The organism is Murimonas intestini, from assembly GCF_024622195.1.
GTDB lineage: Bacteria > Bacillota > Clostridia > Lachnospirales > Lachnospiraceae > Murimonas > Murimonas intestini.
In genome coordinates, this window is sequence record NZ_JANKBI010000004.1 from 64,534 (window position 1) to 83,300 (window position 18,767).

The 18,767-nt window shown below is 42.8% G+C and carries 20 protein-coding genes; all 20 read right to left on the reverse strand.

Going from position 1 to position 18,767, the window contains the following annotated elements; all coding sequences use genetic code 11:
• Positions 1–48: 48 nt before the first annotated feature.
• The gene (locus NSB28_RS08150) at positions 49–1,101 is read right to left on the reverse strand and encodes a uroporphyrinogen decarboxylase family protein (protein WP_109626431.1); all 1,053 of its coding nucleotides are present in this window, start codon (positions 1,099–1,101) and stop codon (positions 49–51) included.
• A 157-nt stretch (positions 1,102–1,258) separates the two neighbouring features.
• Complete coding sequence (locus NSB28_RS08155) at positions 1,259–1,378, reverse strand: DUF1810 family protein (RefSeq protein ID WP_187374299.1); 120 nt, start codon at positions 1,376–1,378, stop codon at positions 1,259–1,261.
• Between the two features lie 48 nt (positions 1,379–1,426).
• On the reverse strand, positions 1,427–2,278 hold the full coding sequence (locus NSB28_RS08160; RefSeq protein WP_109626433.1) for a hypothetical protein: 852 nt from the start codon (positions 2,276–2,278) through the stop codon (positions 1,427–1,429).
• Between the two features lie 123 nt (positions 2,279–2,401).
• The gene (locus NSB28_RS08165) at positions 2,402–3,571 is read right to left on the reverse strand and encodes an AAA family ATPase (protein WP_109626434.1); all 1,170 of its coding nucleotides are present in this window, start codon (positions 3,569–3,571) and stop codon (positions 2,402–2,404) included.
• A 4-nt stretch (positions 3,572–3,575) separates the two neighbouring features.
• Positions 3,576–4,376 (reverse strand): RNA ligase family protein, encoded by an 801-nt coding sequence (locus NSB28_RS08170; RefSeq protein ID WP_109626435.1) that lies wholly within the window; start codon positions 4,374–4,376, stop codon positions 3,576–3,578.
• A gap of 28 nt (positions 4,377–4,404) precedes the next feature.
• Complete coding sequence (locus NSB28_RS08175; protein ID WP_109626436.1) at positions 4,405–5,100, reverse strand: class I SAM-dependent methyltransferase; 696 nt, start codon at positions 5,098–5,100, stop codon at positions 4,405–4,407.
• Between the two features lie 157 nt (positions 5,101–5,257).
• The gene (locus NSB28_RS08180) at positions 5,258–5,452 is read right to left on the reverse strand and encodes a hypothetical protein (protein ID WP_109626437.1); all 195 of its coding nucleotides are present in this window, start codon (positions 5,450–5,452) and stop codon (positions 5,258–5,260) included.
• Between the two features lie 117 nt (positions 5,453–5,569).
• Entirely contained in the window at positions 5,570–6,886 is a 1,317-nt protein-coding gene (locus tag NSB28_RS08185) for an RNA-binding domain-containing protein (RefSeq protein ID WP_109626438.1), read from the reverse strand.
• A 294-nt stretch (positions 6,887–7,180) separates the two neighbouring features.
• The gene (locus tag NSB28_RS08190) at positions 7,181–7,447 is read right to left on the reverse strand and encodes a response regulator (protein WP_257497666.1); all 267 of its coding nucleotides are present in this window, start codon (positions 7,445–7,447) and stop codon (positions 7,181–7,183) included.
• A gap of 11 nt (positions 7,448–7,458) precedes the next feature.
• A complete protein-coding gene (locus tag NSB28_RS08195; RefSeq protein ID WP_109626440.1) occupies positions 7,459–7,830 on the reverse strand; it encodes a metallopeptidase family protein in 372 nt (123 codons plus the stop codon).
• Between the two features lie 55 nt (positions 7,831–7,885).
• On the reverse strand, positions 7,886–9,259 hold the full coding sequence (locus NSB28_RS08200) for an aldehyde dehydrogenase (protein WP_109626441.1): 1,374 nt from the start codon (positions 9,257–9,259) through the stop codon (positions 7,886–7,888).
• A gap of 18 nt (positions 9,260–9,277) precedes the next feature.
• On the reverse strand, positions 9,278–10,231 hold the full coding sequence (epsC, locus tag NSB28_RS08205) for a serine O-acetyltransferase EpsC (RefSeq protein ID WP_109626442.1): 954 nt from the start codon (positions 10,229–10,231) through the stop codon (positions 9,278–9,280).
• A gap of 56 nt (positions 10,232–10,287) precedes the next feature.
• Complete coding sequence (locus NSB28_RS08210) at positions 10,288–11,622, reverse strand: MATE family efflux transporter (RefSeq protein ID WP_109626443.1); 1,335 nt, start codon at positions 11,620–11,622, stop codon at positions 10,288–10,290.
• 185 nt (positions 11,623–11,807) lie between these two features.
• On the reverse strand, positions 11,808–12,686 hold the full coding sequence (locus NSB28_RS08215; protein WP_109626444.1) for a hypothetical protein: 879 nt from the start codon (positions 12,684–12,686) through the stop codon (positions 11,808–11,810).
• A gap of 19 nt (positions 12,687–12,705) precedes the next feature.
• Positions 12,706–13,566, reverse strand: a complete 861-nt coding sequence (locus NSB28_RS08220; RefSeq protein WP_109626445.1) for a hypothetical protein — start codon at positions 13,564–13,566, stop codon at positions 12,706–12,708.
• Positions 13,566–14,726: a sensor histidine kinase gene (locus NSB28_RS08225; RefSeq protein ID WP_109626446.1), complete on the reverse strand. Its 1,161-nt coding sequence runs from the start codon at positions 14,724–14,726 to the stop codon at positions 13,566–13,568. Before NSB28_RS08225 ends, NSB28_RS08220 begins: the two co-directional genes overlap by 1 nt.
• Before the next feature lie 28 nt (positions 14,727–14,754).
• On the reverse strand, positions 14,755–15,468 hold the full coding sequence (locus NSB28_RS08230; protein ID WP_109626447.1) for a LytR/AlgR family response regulator transcription factor: 714 nt from the start codon (positions 15,466–15,468) through the stop codon (positions 14,755–14,757).
• A 93-nt stretch (positions 15,469–15,561) separates the two neighbouring features.
• Positions 15,562–16,572 (reverse strand): hypothetical protein, encoded by a 1,011-nt coding sequence (locus tag NSB28_RS08235; RefSeq protein WP_148410635.1) that lies wholly within the window; start codon positions 16,570–16,572, stop codon positions 15,562–15,564.
• 70 nt (positions 16,573–16,642) lie between these two features.
• The gene (locus tag NSB28_RS08240; protein WP_109626449.1) at positions 16,643–17,713 is read right to left on the reverse strand and encodes a hypothetical protein; all 1,071 of its coding nucleotides are present in this window, start codon (positions 17,711–17,713) and stop codon (positions 16,643–16,645) included.
• A 34-nt stretch (positions 17,714–17,747) separates the two neighbouring features.
• A complete protein-coding gene (locus NSB28_RS08245) occupies positions 17,748–18,617 on the reverse strand; it encodes a hypothetical protein (RefSeq protein ID WP_109626450.1) in 870 nt (289 codons plus the stop codon).
• Positions 18,618–18,767: the final 150 nt, after the last annotated feature.

An 18,767-nucleotide genomic window follows, 5' to 3' on the forward strand; every position in this document is an offset into this window, starting at 1 on the left:
TTTCTGCCCCCTTTTTGATATCATGCTGTTTCAAGTCCCGTATCCGGTTTATTTCCTTCTGTCAACATCATATAATGCTTCTATATTTTCTATAGGCACGTCTCCCTCAAATGCCTGGCTGGACATCAGAATATAGCCGCCGTCGCGGTGAAGTGTCCTTATAAAGCGTTCTGTCTCTGCCCGTACCTCGTCAGCTGTTCCGTGAGGCAGAAGATCCTGAGTGTCAATACCGCCATGAAAAGTAATCCGGCCTCCGAATTCTTTCTGCAGGCTCTCTGGTTCCAGGCCGCGTACCTTCTGTACCGGCTCCAGAACATCCACTCCGCACTGAATGAAATAAGGGATCAGCGGGCGGACGGCTCCGCAGGAATGCTGCTGGTAAAAGGCTCCATACTGATGAACCAGGTCTGTCAGCTTTTTCGTGCTCTCCATAAAAAACTGCTTCCACATATCCACACCAAACAGCAGGGAAATTTGAGTTCCATAGTCATCATGAGGCCGGATAATATCAATTCTTCCCTGCCCCGCTTCAAGTATCCGGCGGTAGTATTCCAGTTCAAACTCCACCATCCGCTCAAGCAGCCTCCCTGCTGTTTCAGGTTCCTCTATCATCAGCATAAAGAACTCATCCATCTGAATAAGATATGTAACAATCTGAAACGGACCTTCATGTCCTGTAATAATGGCTTTATCCGGGTATTGTTCACACTGCTCTCTGACAGAATCATAATCAAACCAGTCGGGATCAGGATAGCGAAGGGCCTCCACGTCTTCAACTTTTTCCACTCCATGAAAAGGAAAATACGAGGTTGTTGCATAAGTGTCCACATTCGTTGTATGATATGTTTCTTCAAAGCCCCAGTAACTCTCTTTCACCAGCTCGCCCTTTTCGTTTGTATATTCCTTTAATTTAGGACCAATATATCTGGGTGTCACCGGAGCCACATCCACCCCGTATCTGTCCAGAAGCTGGCTGTACCTGGTAAAACCATAATGCTTCATTAATTTTTCCGTTACGCTCCCCACTGCTTCAAAAGCAGCCGGAACCTGGTCCGGCCTGCTGTGGGTGATTGCTGCCCGGACACGTTCTCTAGATGTCATAGTATACCTCCCTGGCCATATTATTTAGGTGAATCAACTGACCATATTATTTACCTGTATTATACGACCAGTGAAGGTAAATGATAATTGACAGAATAACACAAAAAATTGTATATTTGTATCAATCTACATAGCAGGGAGAGATATGCCCGTCGCATTACTCTTCTCCAAGGAGCTGAATTGTCCGGCTGTCACGTTCTCCATGGAAAAATTTATCCAGCACCTTCTGAAAGACCTCCTGTTCCGGAGCCGCTTCATAAAATATTTTTAAATCCATGCTTTCACCTTCCTCCATTTAACCCTATAGCAGCGCATATGTATTATGTCATGCTTCTGGGCATATACTTTTCTTATACTTCCTCATCTGCGCATTATTTTCCGGAACCTGCCAATAGCGCTCCCGCTCCTCTTTTATTTTTAATAGTCCCGACTGGATTTCTTCTTCATCCCTGGCCGGGATCCGTTTAAAAAATTCATCATAGTAAATATCCGTATATTCCATTTCCCGTCCAAAGCCGTCCTCATCTGCCGGGCAGTACCATGAGACATAATAAAAATTAAAGCATCCATTCTCTTTTATGGTACACAACCGGCAGTCTGTCTCCCCCCACGGTATCTCAACCAGCCCAAACTGGAACAGTGCATCGCTAAACCAGTAATCTGTAAATCCCCTGTTTCCGGGAGAAAATAATTTGCGGGGCATAAAGGAATACGATCTTGTATCATAATATGCGTATCTCTTTATCATTTCCCCGGCCTTCTCATTCCCATACAATGCTGAGCGCCCAATCCAAAATGTGTATGCATCTATGGATAAACTTCCATTTGAAAGATTATTTATATATTTTTTTAGTTTCTCACAATTTATCTCATCCGGATTTTCCTCATATGCCGAAATCACAGCTTCTAAGCCAGGCTCAAATCCTGAACGAAACCACTCTGCAAGCTCCATCATAGATTCCGTGTCCCCCATGGCACATTGTCCGGCAATTCTCACAAAGTCTTCGTTCCTTTTCTTTATTTCCGCCGGGTCAAAAAGCTGCTGGTCATGTACAGGTTTAGCCTCCTCATCTGAGCTTTCGTTCCGGTCTCTTGCCTTTTTCGTCTGCCCGGACCGGCCGGTACTTCCAAACAAAATTCTCCGGATACTGTTCATAAATCCCTTGTTATTCTCCATCTGCCAAGTCCTTTCCTACTTCCTTCAGTGAAATGTTCACATTGAACCGCTTCCAATTGTTCTTTTAGATATGGATACATTGCAAAATCAACCGGCAGTTTTCTGTAGTCCCCGTGAATATTCTCAGATGCAGTACCACTCCACCCGCTGCGCTTCAAATCGCTCTGGCAGTACCATATTCCCCATCATGCCGTCAATTATCTGCTCCGGAACTTCTTCTTTTCTTCCCTGGTTCCGTCTCATCTGTTCTTCCCAATCTGTTTCCAGAAACACAATTTTCACAGATGCATTGTAGTCTTTAAATAAACAAAGCTGTTTTCTACGTAGTATCGGTGTCAGGCATGTAGCATTCCAGACAAACGGCATTTTCTCTCGCATATAGCTTTTTGCAAGCTCCCTTGCGGCATTTAATACCGCTCCCTGTGTCTCCGCGGGTTTAATTTTCATCTGCTTTCTAATCTCATCCAACGAAATAGAGTAATAATTTCCATAGTGTTCCCTTATCCAGGTATCCTTCCCTGTTCCTGGCAGCCCTGCCATCATAATCACTTCACACCAGGTGTCATCATACAGTTTCTGGCCCGGCATAATATTTCTCCCTTCCAGATATGCATATTCTGAAAATGCTGTTGGAAATTTTAATGGAGCCTTCAGGCATCCCGACTCTTCTGCCTGGGCAATACATAACTCAATCATTTCCAATGATGCTTCCTCCGTATCCGATATGCGCCCGCACATATCCGCCTTTTCCAAAAGACAGAGCAATTCCACAGAAAAGTCAGGCATCAGCTCCCCATTGGATGCAATTTGAATAATCCGGTGTTCCGGGTTCTTCTGTTCCAGAATATGCGGTGGTACTGAATGATATCGTATAAGGGTACACACGGTCTCACGAAATTCCTGCAGTTCTCTCTTCCCGCAGAACCCATACTCTCTCCAAAGAATTTTTCTCGCCATCCGGGCACCCACAGCAGTATGGTTGGGGGATTTCCATGTGCCATCCTCTATTCGGGTACATGGAATCTTTCCTATATCATGCAAAAGTGCCGCAAGGAATACTTCTTCCTGTTTTCTTCTTCCCAATTTCCTGTATTCTTCAAAGGAGAGCAGACATTCGCATACCATGCGCGTATGTGTCCATACATCGCCTTCTCTGTGCCATAACGGATTCTGCATGGTCATTTTCATCTTTTGTACTATAAGCGGCAATGCAGAATCTTCAATCTGCTTCCAGTCAATCTGCCATTCCGGCGCCGAAGGAACCAGGCAGAGCAGTTCTTTCCATTTTTCCATAGCTTCATTCCTCAAATAGTTTTTCCACAGGCACTGCCAGCTGATTAGGCACTATTGGCCTGTCGAGCCAGTGGGTCTCCGATACGTCCACACACTGTAAAAACGATGCTCTTACATATTTCATCCTTGACACCACCTGTCCGCCTTCTTCTTCCTTAATATACAATCCTTCCATGGCATCGGATGCATCCGTCTCCCTGCACTGCCGCTGCACATCCAGCCCCATTTCTGCGGATACCTTCTGCAGACACTGAATATGTTTCTCGCTAATATAGGAAGACCGGCCTAATAAAGCCAATAGTTTCTCCTGTTCTGTAAATATGCCTTCTGCCAAAACCGGCACAGATACCACCGACATCTGTTCTGTCATCTTTTTTCTGGACGGCGTATCCAGAAAAATTCCATAGACACGGTCAAAAATATCAAACTCCAGAAAATAATGGGGCAGGGCATCATAAAACACTGTATGCTTTGCGTACATCCACTCCCCATACATAATATATCTGCTCCCCAGCACCTGGTAAAAAGCATCCCTGTGTGTATTGGCCCACTGTTTCATTAGATTATAATGCCGTTCCCGGTATCCTCCTGTAAGATAATGTCCCCTGCTCTGCAAAAGCAGTTCCCCGTTTTTCGAAAAGGATATGGCAGAATTAGCCCCGTCACACTTTTCTTCCACCACAAGATAACGTCCTGCAATCTCTGAAAACCGGATCTGGGATAAATCTTCATCGCCCGGCTGAAGCCGAGAGCCTTCCAAATGCGGTGTCCGCGGATATTTTCTGATACTGAATTCCCCGCTCATTTTTTCACTCCTTTTTCTGGCTTCTGTTTTACATTACCGCAGCCATAAACAAATGTCCAGATACACCGTCAAAGTGAAGCCTGGTGCACCCTGCCGCCTCAAACATCTCTGTCAATATCTGCTTTGTGAGCAGATAGATATGCTCCGGGTTATTATCCGGCCTGGATGGCACTGTCACAACAACATATTTCCGCGCCATCCGTACAGCCGCTTTCACAGCCTTTTCCGCATCCGGGATATGCTCCAGCACTTCCAGCATGGTTACCACATCCACAGCTTTATCTGGAAGCGGCTGCATACAAATATTTTCTTCCAGTACACGGAGCCGTGCAATACCGCCGTCGCACAGAGCCTGGAGGAACTCTGCCCGGTAGGGAAGAATGTCCACTGATGTAACCTGTACTTGAGGGAATTCTTCCAAAAATGGAAAGAGAAAAACTCCCCTTCCGCTCCCTACATCCAGCAGGCTTTGAAACTGTACGGATTTCAGGAAACCGAGCACCCGTTTCACCCTGGGCATATCATTGTGGATACTTTTAAAAGCATACAGCTTTTCTTCTGCTTTACGGCCGGCTTCCAGAATTTCTTCAATTTCCTTTTCTGTAAGCTCTGACAGCGCTTTGCTTAAAAGTTCTTTTTCTATAAATACCGATGTCCCCTTCTGTTCAGCCCTGCCCCGGATATAGGCAGCGGCCAGTCTGTCATAATATCTTATATCTTCCATTTTCGCCTCCTCCTGCCTCTGTCTCCGCTATGAATATAGTCTATCACACTGCCCTGCTATTTTGTAGCCTGAAAGGTTACATTTGTCAGTCCACCTGGTATAGCTGACATTATAAAAGAGAGAGCTTATAATTTTAGCTCTCTCCACAAAAGGCAGTTCATATTTCACATTCAATTATTGATGCATTTTTCACAGTGGTAGAAAAACCGTTTTCAAGTTCTCTTAATCCATGAATATGAACACCACAACCAGGGCAGCAAAAGTCGAATGGAATATCGAAAAAGCCCATTTGAAAACGCATCCGAATTTTAGTTTTGCAGTAATTGCACTGGGCAAAAACATTATCAACCATGTTATGTTCTCCTTTGTAGAAGATGGATTACTTCCTCTGTTTCAACGCCAGTCCAATCAGCTGCTCTTCCTAATTTGCCATGAGCATAAAATCATTTTTCAAACTTCGGTGCTTGAACTATTTGAGTTTATACTTCTTCGCAGCACCTCTGCCGATAATATCAATCAATCCACATTCACTCATCTGACGGGCGAGCAAATATGCTCTTGTCTTTTTAATATTCAGCAGCTCCTGCAGATCTTCGTCGGTCATTTCACCGTACTCGGCTAAATAATCCATTACCGTTTTCATTTGCGGAGTGACTACCACAGGTGCTTTTTCAGCTGTTTCCGGTACGCTTTCGGCAACAGAACCACTGGCATTCATGTTAGGCAGCACCAGTTTAAATGTGTTGGTGGTCACTTCAATGCGTGGCTGCACGGCACAATCCTTATAGAGCGCATAGATTTTTCGGATACCGATGCCGTAGGATTCAATCAGCCTTAAACGATGGAAGATTTCAGCCAACTTGCGGTTGCGGGGCTGAGAAATGCCATTACGAATATCGTCAGCAGAAAGACCGGGCAGCAGGCCGCCAATAGAAATAAATTCTATGCAAGAGTCGTTGACATTGATAATAATGCTGCCGCTGTAACTGTAGTCACGATGGACAAGGGCGTTGAGCAATGCTTCACGCAAAGCATCTTCAGGATAATCAGAAAGCTCCACTCGCTCCAAACCCTTGAAGGTAGCGGCAGTGCGGTTGCAGAGCGTCAGATATGCATAGCTGTCATCCAGCTGCTTGAAGATGGAGCCACCAAACTCCTTTGCGTCCTTGAAGGTAATATTCGCATCATCACCAAACACGGCAATCTTGGTTGTATGCTGGCACTGGTCTGACAGGATCATAGCCAGGTTGGTGTATTGATCGTCATGGATGTTTCGTAGGCCGAGCGCAATGTACTTTGCTTCGGAGAAATCAACCTTATACCGCTTGAAGGTACGCTCTGCTTCCTCAAAGGACAGCTCCTGCTGGGCTGTACGCATTTCCTCGAATACATCGCCGTCAGAATCTTTGATCATTCTGCGAATCTGATCCGGAGATGCCTGTACGCTGGATGCACCCTGACGAACATAAACACCGTTGGGCTTCATTCCCTTGGATTTCAGATAATAAGGCTTATAGCTGCCTTCACCGACTTCAATCTGAATCACTTTATTATCTTGGAGGACATACCGCACGAACATGGTAACATCCGGTGCAATAGCATCACGGATTTCATTGGTCAAGCGGGTGTAAGTTTCATCCACATTATCAATACCGGTCAGATTACCTTTATCGTCGATGCCGATGTAGATAACACCGCCGTCAGTATTTGCAAACGCAATGACTTCCTTGTAGATGTCATCGATCATCTGAGATTTATATTCAATACACCCACTTTCATATTGCATACATTGTCCCTCCTCTTAACAGTTCGCCTGTTGATACTTATATTATACTCTGATTTTCACTTTTTTCAATATCACAGAGTGAAAATTCACATTTCATTCACTATGTGAATGTGAAAATTTGTTTTTATATTGGAACACAAAAGAAAGGGACAGTCGGGAAATAGATAGTCACACCTGGCCTCAAATTTTTCCAAAAAAGAAAAAAAGATGGCTAACGACAACCATCTTTCTCTCCGTTACATACGGGGTTGAAAGGTTAAAAACTATAATTAACCGACAAACCCTTTTTCTGATTTAGCAATATAATATTGTTTTTATTTTGAATATTTCCCTGTTAACAGACTTGATCAGAAAATCAAGAGGCCTTACTTTAAACAATTCCATAGCATACCCTGCCTGCTGTGAGATATAGACGATATGAGTCATCTCATCTTCCATCTTTTGCCTTATGATTTCCCCTATCTCCACCCCGCCGACGCCTGGCAGGTTGATATCTAAAAATATTATATTATAATGACCACCCTGTACATAACTCATCCCTCTTTCTGTTTTACTGCAAATACAGCGAAACCCTACCCGTTCCGCCTCTTATACTCCGCGATCTCAATAGCATCTTCCACCTCCAGCTCCTTCTCCCCCGCCAGAGATTCCAGATGGTGCCTGAATTCGTGGAGGATGGTCTTTCTGAGCCTTTTTGATAAGTCACTTCTGGAGAGATGTCCGTATATCTGCATGTAGGAACCATAGTACAGTACAATGAAACGCCCCAGATACTTGTCCCTGTGGTATTCTCCCAAAATACACAGGTTATCATCCACACTGGCTGGGTGAAGCTTGCGCTTTTCCTGTACGATCAGGCCTCCGTTTAACTCCCTGTAGAATTCCTCCGGCAATGTGTCTGCTATTTCCCTGGCCATATTCTCAAATTCTTCAAGCGATACCATAAATGCCCCCTTCCAATATCTATTTGGTAAATGCACAGCCCTGTTGAATATTTACCTATTTCATTATCATCTTCATCATTTTAAAATATAAATCCTTATAAGGCGGATAGCGCAGCGGCATATCGATCAGGCTGGATTTCTTCAGGATGCTTTTTCTGTGGCTGAATGTGTCAAAGCTGTCCTTTCCGTGGTAACCGCCCATCCCGCTGTTCCCCACTCCTCCGAATGGCATGTGGGAGCTCACCAGATGCATGATCGTGTCATTTATGCAGCCACCGCCGAAGGAGACCTTCTGTAAAAGGGATCTTTCCCTCTCTGACTTTCTGGTGAAATAGTAGCAGGCCAGGGGTTTCGGCCTGTCATTTACAAGCTCCATAGCTTCCTTCATAGATGAGAAGGTGAGTACCGGCAGGATAGGCCCGAATATCTCTTCCTGCATCACCGGGGAGTCCCAGCTTACTTCATCCAGAACTGTAGGCGCGATCTGCACACGTTTGGCATCACCGTTCCCACCGATTATGACCTTTCCGCTTCCCATCAGCCCCATGAGCCTTTCGTAATGCTTCATGTTCACGATTTTAGGAAAGCTCTCGGACGCCTGGGGTGCAGGACCGTAAAATTTCTTGATAGTAAATACGATTTTCTCCAGCAGTTCATCCTTCACTTTCTCATGTACCAGAAGGTAATCAGGAGCTACACATGTCTGGCCGGCATTGATATATTTCCCCCAGACTATCCTTTTGGCAGCCAGCTCCAGATCCGCCGTTTCATCCACAATACACGGGCTTTTTCCTCCCAGTTCCAGACTCACCGGAGTCAGGTTATGGGAGGCGGACTCCATGACCAGCTTCCCTACCTTTACGCTTCCGGTAAAGAAGATATAGTCAAACTTCTGGGAAAGGAGAGATTGGTTGGCCTCCCGGCCTCCTTCTATCACTGACACGTATTCCGCCGGATAGATTTCCTCCAGCATTTTTTTAATAAGCGCAGATACGTTTGGGGAATAATTGGACGGCTTCACGGCCGCGCAGTTTCCTGCCGCAATAGCCCCAATCAACGGGTCAAGAGTGAGCAGCACAGGATAATTCCACGGTGACATGATCAGGGCCACACCGTATGGATCCTTAAATATCCTGCTCTTAGACGGAAAATTTACCAGTGAAGTGTGTACCCTTTCAGGCTTCATCCAATTTTTCAAATGCCGCCTCACAAATGACAATTCATCAAGCACAAGCCCTATCTCAGTCCCATAAGCTTCAAAAGCAGGCTTATTCAGGTCCTTCTTCAGCGCATCCAGCAGTTCCTGTTCGTGGGACTTTATGGAAGTACGCAGTTTATCCAGCTGTTCCTTCCTGAACTCATAGCTGTATGTCTTACCCTTTTTAAAAAATTCCTGCTGCTCTCTGACAATTTCTTCGATTGCTTTCATAGTGGATCCCTCCCTGGATCAGTCCTGTTCTTTTCTGTTGAAAAAGCCTTCCTGGCCAAGCTCTGCTGTCCTGGAGCGGTCTTTAAACTGCAGCTCCGGATTCTTGATGCTTACCCTGGTATGGGCCGGTACACTTGATGTGACAAAAGCGTTACTTCCGATAACCGCCTCTGTTCCTATGACAGTCTCTCCACCCAGGATAGACGCCCCGGAATATACTGTTACATTATCTTCCAGTGTTGGATGGCGCTTCTTATGCCGTAAGCTCTGCCCCCCTCTTGTTGACAAAGCACCCAGTGTGACTCCCTGGTAAAGCTTCACGCCATTACCGATCACAGTCGTCTCACCGATTACCACACCTGTTCCATGGTCAATGAAAAAATATCTGCCGATGGATGCTCCCGGATGGATATCTATTCCAGTCACACTGTGGGCATACTCAGTCATCATACGCGGAATGAGTGGCACTCCCATCAGAAACAGCTCATGAGCCAGTCTGTTTACAGTAATTGCCAGAAGCCCCGGATAAGAAAATATAACTTCATCTGTGTTAAATGCTGCGGGGTCTCCGTCATATGCCGCCTGTACATCCGTGGCGAGCACCTCCCTGAGACTTGGAAGCTTTTCAAGAAATGCGCTCACTATATCATCAGCCGCATCCACAGCCTCTTCCTTTGTCCTGGGCGCATGTTCCTGGTCATGGAGCAGAGCCTTGGATACCTGCTTTGTAAGATGATACTGGATATTCTCAAGGAGTTCTCCCACATGATATTCTATGGAACAGCTCTTCAGGTTTTTCATCTCAAAATATCCGGGAAATATGACCCACCTGAGCATCTCCAGGATATTCAGTATCGTATCACGGTTCAGCCTGTTCTGGCAGTCGATATTGCAGGTAGCGGGGTACTGCTCATAGCTGGACATCAGCTCTTCCACAAGATCTTTCATTTCTTTCTGCGTCGTTGTATTCATAATTTTTACACTCCTTTTTTTATGTGATGAATAAATACTCTTATTCCAGCGGGGATCTATGCCCGCATGCCTTCTTTCCACACGCCCTTCATGTAAAAGGCTACAGATAAAACTGCGGCCAGTGACCAGCCTACAGGCCATGCCATCCAGATTCCTGTCGTCCCAAAAGATCCTGAAAAAGCAAATGCCAGGATTACTCTCAGCAGAAGGTCTGTGAATGTAGCTATCATAAAGCATTTCATAGATCCTGCGCCCCGGAGCACTCCGTCTGCCATCAGCTTAAAACCGACTATGATATAAAATGGGGATACGATACGCAGGAATTCACGTCCTATCCCGATCGCCACATCACTTTCCTTGTTCATGAACAGCATAAGCATATGTTCATCAAAGAAGAAATAGACAATAAAGAATGGAAGCACTACACAGGCCAGCATGACAATGGAAGACCTGAATCCCTTCCTGACCCTTTCCAGCTTTCCTGCCCCTATATTCTGTGCTGTAAAGCTGGACAGCCCGTTTGCCAGAGTTGTAATTGAAGTAATGGAAAAGGTGTTCAGCTTCACAGCTGCAGAGTACCCGGCGATAGCCGCCGACCCGAATCCATTGACAAGAAACTGGATAAAAATATTCCCCACAGATATAAAGCTCTGCTGAAGGATACTCGGCACTGCGATCCAGCTTATCTTGCCGAGCATGGCAAGTGAGAACAGAGCCGGCTTCTCCTGTGTCCTGACTGATCTGACCCTGCTGGTCAAGGTAACGGCAGAGAGGATACATGAAATTCCCTGTGCTATGAAAGTCGCCCAGGCTACGCCTGCCACTCCCATTTTCAGAAAGATCACAAATACAAGATCTAATATGATATTCCCGATAGATGAACCGATCAGAAAATAGAGGGGCGTCCTGGAATCACCCAGAGCTGTAAAAATACCTGTACATATATTATAGAGGAACAAAAAGGCCAGGCCCCCTATATAGATGTTCAGATACAGAGCCGCATCTGAAAATATATTATCCGGCGTCCTTATCATCTCCAGCATGGGATGGCAGAACAGCAGCCCCAAAAGAGTCAGGAGTATACTCAGCGCACCGCATGAAAAAAATGTGGTGGTGATCGCCGTTTTCATTTCCCCGTATTTTCTTGCTCCAAACAGCTGTGAGATCACTACTGAACAGCCGATATTGCACCCCATGGCTATCGCCATAAATATCATCGTAATGGGGTAAGAGGCCCCAACGGCCGCCAGGGCCCCTTCTCCCACAAATTTTCCTGCTATCATGCTGTCCGCGATATTATATATCTGCTGGAACATAACGCTGATGAGCATAGGGATAGAAAAAGCCCACAATATCCTTGAAGGCTTTCCCTCTGTCATATCTTTAATCATAATTTTCCGCGCAACTGTTTGGCACCTTCACAGTTACTTTTCCCCTTCTTAAATGTATAATTCCATAAATGTTTATATGGAATCATTCTAATACCTGCCGCGTCCCTTGTCAAACGTAACTGTTAAATAACGCCAGGCCTCCTCCCGTCCGGAAGAGCCTGGCGCTCACTGTCTCCATATATCGTTCAAAATGACTCATCAGTTTTGCAGACTTTTAGCAGGTGTCTTAAGATACCCAATGCTTCCTCCTGACTGTCAATATTTTCAGAAAGGTAATATAATGCAGAAAGATAATTATTCCACTCATGCCTGAGACGGGCAAAGGCTTCGATCCTGTCTTCCAGATCACGGTAATATATTTGCTCCTGTTCCATCAGGCTCTGGACTCTTGCGTACTCCTTCTGCAGCTCTTCTCTCTGGGCCTGCCATTTCCACAGAACACATAAAAGCATTGCCCCGCAGCTGCTGAGGGCGAGTCCTAAAAGGATTATAACTGTATCCTTCATAACCGTATTAACATTATATTCTGTAAATCCGCACAAAAAAAACAGCTGGGAAACCGGAAGACACAAATAGTACCACATTCCTGCTACTTTTCTTGTTCTTACATTACTGTTCCAGATCCATGAAATAGTAACAGCAAAAAAGACAGAAAATATATCCATTATGATCATCGGCATAATTAATGTGGGGCCTTTCCATAATAAAGCATCCCAGTCAAACGGTTTGCCCGCTGCTATAATCACAATCCGTGCCATAAATTCACTGCAGAAACTTATCATCTGAACAATTGCAAAGCCAAACAATCTGACAGGCAATGGATCCTTAAATCCAAATATCACTATAGCAAGTGTGACAGCCTGGCTTATTAATACAGTATATGCATCCCAGGGTATAAACACTCCTATTTTTATGACACAAATAGACATCAGTATAAACTGGCTGACAACAAACACACAGCCCTTCTTATACCGGGGAGTCAAAACCATGACCCACATGCCGCAAATTGCAAAAACATCAACTGCTTCAAGCAGCATATATATCCAGAAATATTTATTGTCCATTGTGCTCCTTTCTCCACAGTTACATTTTTTTCTTTAGCTCATCCAGTACCTGAAGGGCCTCATCCCTGTCCGCCTCATTATCCAGCAGATAGTAAACTACAGTAAGGCAATTATTCCATTCATGCCTCAGATGCGCCATGGATTCAACCTGCTCCTCCAGATCGTCAAACTCCACTTTCTCCTGTTCCATCAAATAACTTACGCGCATAATTTCCCGCTGCAGCTCTTCTTTCTGCGCCTGCCAGTTCCACAATATACATAATAAAATACCGGTGCCTCCGGAAATAATCATTCCCAGCTGATAAATAATTTTGTCGTAAATATGTAAACTTCCGATCACGGCTGCACCCAGTATGAAAAATACATAATTAATTGAGACTAAAATATAAATATTTATTCCCACAATCTTCTTATAACGCACCTTCTTATTCCAAAAATAAGTTGTCACCAGATTCATCAGCACAAAAAAGAAGCACATCATATAATGGTATGGAATCAGTTCCGGCCGATGCCAGACAGTGAAATCCCACACAATTTTATCGCCTCTGAGTACTGCTGCCGCCCTCGTTAAATATTCTGCGGCTGCACTGGCGGTTATCATAAGCACAAAATAAAAAAGCTTTAATTTCAAAGAATCTTTAAATAATATTATAACATTTATCAGTAAGATCAGCTGGTTGGCCTGGATCAAAAAGACTGCCGCATCATGTTCCGCTATTATATCCGAACATTTCAAAATACTCAGAGCTATAGTTACGCCAATACCCAGAATCAAAGGATATTTTTTTCTGAATCTCAGATTAAGAGACAATACAAAGCACCCATAATATGTTAATATCTGAACAAAATGAAGAGCTAAAAATACCACAGTACTATTCATCAGCTGTTCTCCCCAACCTGCAGTGTTACAAGCGCAGTGTACACACCATTCTTCACATCCGCCTGATAAATGCCATTATATTTTCGGGATATTTCCTGCATGATTTTTATCCCGTATCCATGCCAGTTTCTTTTTACTTTTGCTTTTACTTTTTGATTTACGCATGGGTTCGTTGTTTTGATATAGAGATAGTCCTGCATTACCACAGCATATACCCATATTTCTTTTTCTGTCTCCCCAGGAAGCAGCTCACATGCATTAACAGCGTTGTCCAGCAAATTAGAAAAAATACTGCATAAATGGACCTTGTCAATACCGTGGTCTTTCTCCAGCCGGATATCCGTCTTCAGGGATATCCCCTTTTCTCTGCACGTCTGGGCCTTTTCCTCCAGTACCGCATTTAATACCGGCAGAGGAGTATAATTTGTTATCCTGGTGCTTTCAATACGATGTGTCATTTCTTCCAGCTGCTTTTTCACCATTTCCTGCTGGTCCGGCTGCTCCATAAACCAACAGAGCCTGTCGAGCTGGCCTGATAATTCCTGCTTTATAGATATCATTTCCCTCTGCAGACGCGTCACATTTTCATAGTGCTCCTTTTTTAGTTCATGAGCCGCCTCCATCTTGTTTAATTCTCTTTCCAGCCTGTCCTTACGGGTTTTCTCAAATACCATATACAGTAAAATAACATCTGCAGCCGCACCCGCCAGAAAGCCAAGATGAAAAAACATAATTGACTCCCCTGCCCGCTGTCCTGCTCCCTGAATATAACCAAGCCAGATTAAAAACTGCCCCACAAGAAATACAGGATAAATCGCTGCATTTTTAACTATTTCTTTCTTCTTATAACGTTTATACAAATACAAAAACACGCACCCGGCAGCCATAATTAAATAGAAAGGCAGATATGAGCAGAGCAGCTTTGTTTCACCCGCCGCAGTGCCTGAAGCAAGAAGATAAGATTTTTCTATAACTCCATAAAACACAAAGCGGCCTGCACACTCTGCCAGACCACAGGCTGTTATTTGTACATATTTCAACGAATTTTTAAGGCGAAGTTCTTTCTCCGCCTTATCTGTACCGCTATACATTTCTTTTATAATAATAACTACAGCAAGAATTTTAAGCAGATACATTCCAATCTGAAGACCAGTATACATATAAACTCCTTTATCTTTGCAGCCAATTTTAAATCAGGCGGCTCATGTAAGAAAAATATCTCTCTTTTACGGCAGAAAGATATGCTTTGCTGATTACCACTTCTGTGTCATCTTTTAAAATTATCGTTTTTGATTCTATCCGTTTTATCATATCCATATTAACAGCAAAACTTTTATGACACTGAACAAAACTTTCTCCAAGCCCCGCCATTATTTCTTTTAACTTTTTATACACCGTATACTCTTTGTTTTCTGTATGTATTATAACTTTATGGCCCTGGCTCTCTATAAAGTAGATTTCAGAATATAAAATATTAATGATCTTCCTTCCGGAGCATATGACCAGTTTTTCGTCTTCTTCCCTTTTTATATCTTCCTCTGTTTTTTGCAGATACTTAACAAGTAATTCCTGGCTGACAGGCTTTGTCAGATATCCGGCCAGATTAGATTTCTTTAAAAAGATCAACTGAGAATAGCGGTCATTATAACCTGTTACATAAATTACTTTCATGGAGGGATCGATCCTGAACATTTCTTCCGCATAATCAATCCCATCCCGTTCTTCCTCCAGATCAATATCCAGAAAAACAATCTGGAACCGGTATCCCTCCAACATATCCTCTATCAATTCTGTTACACTGGAATAGCATTCTGTTTCCCGCACATACTCAGTTTTTGCAAGCAATAACTTCATATAGTCGCAAAATATCTTCTCATTGTCACACACTGCCACACTCAGCATATATCCACCTCAATACTATGTCGTTTTTCCATTTTATTTATTATATCAGTTTTAGGGTGTAACGGCCAGTATTTTGGCGGATTTTTGCAACGTTCAAAAACTCTTGTCTGTAATCAATGTGTACAGCCAAAATGGAAGATACATTATACAAATTATCAAACCCGCAAAGAAAAACACCAGTATAGATACAATTGTTTTTCCAAATATTGTTTCGCTTGTGAAAAAAATATATGCTGAGCTAAATGCATATAATGCGCCATTAGCCAGCAAAACCGTAACCGTGTAAAGAAAGACTTTATCATCTCCATCTGAAATAATGAGCGCTATTACACAAATTAATGATGCCGCTGCAAAAGGAGACATGGATATTATGAGAGAAAGCAAAGAGCTGTCTGTTATCGATTTTATCCATTTTTCACCAGCCTCAATAATAGAGTAATCATGTATATATGCAAGAGCAAATGCTCCCAGCGCAATAGAAACAGAAAATATAATTAATCTTGCAATGTTTTCCCTCATTCCACTTTTGCTTCTTATGATCATTAACAAACCAACTATTATATTGATGGCAATCATAATCTCAAATGAATACTCTCTTATGTAGGGACCAAAAAATTTATAAAGTAACGCCACTGCTGCTATACATGCAAAAAAGATTACTGTTAGAAATGTAGAATCAATATCAGATGCTTCTCTGACCGGGCGATAAGATTCTCTTTCTTCTTTTCCAATTTTTTCTCTTTTTTTCTTCTGTTCATCTATTCCAAGTAAAACAGCGGCGCCTGCCTGCAATCCTTCATGCTGATCATCTGAAGAATCTGGATAATAATATCCCAATCGTCCTCCATATCCACGCTTCTCTAAAACTTCATGACGTTCGAAATCTACATATGCAATCATAGAACCTTGAGAATCCAATAACTCACCATTTTGTTCTACGTACCCGACACTAATTGTATCTGCCAGTATATTTGACCCGCCTTCCCGATATCCATAGACTTCTGCTCCTCCGTTTCGGAATTTGCAGTATCCTATTCTTTCATCGTGCCTTATAATGCCATTATCATACTTGTAAATAGTATCCATAAAATATACTGTTCCCATATGTGCTCCCTTCTGATACAAATAGATTACAGAAAAATTATCCGGGATTTTCAATTTTTCATTTTCTGTCTTAATGTGTACCAAAATCAAGAGCCCTTCTTGAATCGAGCTGCTTCTCTTCCTCGCTTGTAAAATCTTTGTACGCAAAAGGAGGCTGTTCACCATTTGTATTATATATACTATATGTCCTGTTAAAATCAGGAATATAAATAGTTGCGGCATCAAAGTCAAAATAGGCTATATGGTAATCATCCTCTCTTCCGTTTTGGCAATATTGAGCAGTTCCATTGATCAGATCTATTTCAGTAAGTATTCCATCTACAATATAGCCATCAGAATCCATTTCTCCCATAATATTTGTGATTTCTTCATTTTCAGAGGTAAATACTCTTTTGTAAAGATAGAGGGTTGACACCCTGTTATAGTATATTCCTTCAGGAACTGGCCGCATTTGCATATAAGAATAAACCCCATTTTCATTAGGCGTCCCAAGCCAGATTATATTATCCATATTATCAAGGCTTTGCGCTGCTATCCTGGTATAGGAATACTCATTCTCCCATTTGCCAGTTTGCGGATTATAAAGTTCATTTAATTCGTAAGTATTTTTTGTGGTATATTTTAATGTTTTGTCACATCTCGTCTCAAAGAATATCCTTTTATAGGAATAAAATGTTTCAGCATCAAAATTTACATCTTCAACATTTGTAAAATTAATTGTATCAAACGTTCCCGTCACATAGGCATCCGGGTCATTGTTAAAAGTGGCAAGTACCTCTTCATTATCCCTTGTGCTTAAGTCTTTCACGTAAAAATCGATTACTTCCATGTCATCAAGGATCCATCCGCCCTGGTCATAAAAATTATAGTAAAGAATGCAATAATATGATTGAATTGCATACTCATTTTCACCACGTATAGTCACATATACCGTATCTTCCTTGTCATCCATATTTGTCTGTCTTTTTTCAATTTTTACCGTCTCACTAAAGTCCGCAAAGTTTATTTCTGATTCATAATTTTGCACATCCGTTAGTATCTCCTGCTCATCCTTTACTTTTCTGCCGCATCCGGATATACATAATAAAATCAAAATTAATGTTAACGTAATAACAAATCTGTTTTTCTTCATAAGTTTCATAATCCTCTCCTTTTCAGCCGGGCCATACCCGCAGTTATTTCGTATCAGTTTCAGTGACCGGAGCCTCAGTGTTCAGCGTCAGAGTAATTGTCTGTCCTGCATCCTCATCATTCCTCAGTGTAATACTGTCTTTTGTTATTTTTTCTACAGAATAGCTGATACGGCCGCCTCCATCCCAAAGAAATTTAATATTATTTTGCATGACAGCAAGTTTACCTGTCCTTGATCCGTTATCCAGATCCATCATGCCGTCTGATGTGATAGTCAGAACCTTACCGTCAATATCCCACGTCTTTCCCAGCAGCAGTTCTTCCAGAAACTCACTCTGAACCTTTTCTTTCATGAAAACAGTTCTAAACTCATTTAACTTGGGAGCAAGGGGATCTGCCGTATCTGTGACAGTTACAGTCATGATCAGTTTTTTGTCTTGATCTGTATTCAGGCAAAATCTGGAATTGGAGGAATCCAGCTTATATGCAGTAAGATCACCGCTCTCAACAGGCAGAAATTCACCTGTAAAACTGTCAGCCACTGAGGCCGTTTCTTCATTCAGATCTGTGATTGTAAATTTATTATCGGATATTTTATAATTGCCTAATTTAACAGATTTTTCTAAATCCGGCAAAATAATTGTTCCGTCCGGCATTAATATAATTTCATCCTCAATGGCATAATCATGGTTTTCATACCACACATATCTCCAAACTCCCCAAAGCATTTCAATATCTTCCGGGATTTCCTCAGCCTCCGGTTCAACTGCTTCTGAGCCTAAAGCTTCAGGCCCCGCATTTTCTGTCTCAGAGCCTGTCCCGGGTCCGGCAGCAAGCAGATCTGTATCTGCCCCGCAGAACAGGACACCTGCCATGAGCATTGCTGTCATTGCCATTAATATTTTTCTTTTCATTTCATAATCCCCCTTTTCGTCGTTGGTATATTTTCAGTTACTATTCACAAAATTATATCAAATCTCCCCCTGCATTTTTTTCTCTATGCAAAACTGGACGAAAAAAGAGCAAAAAAAACGCGGATATGGCTTTTCGTTCTCCCCCATGAT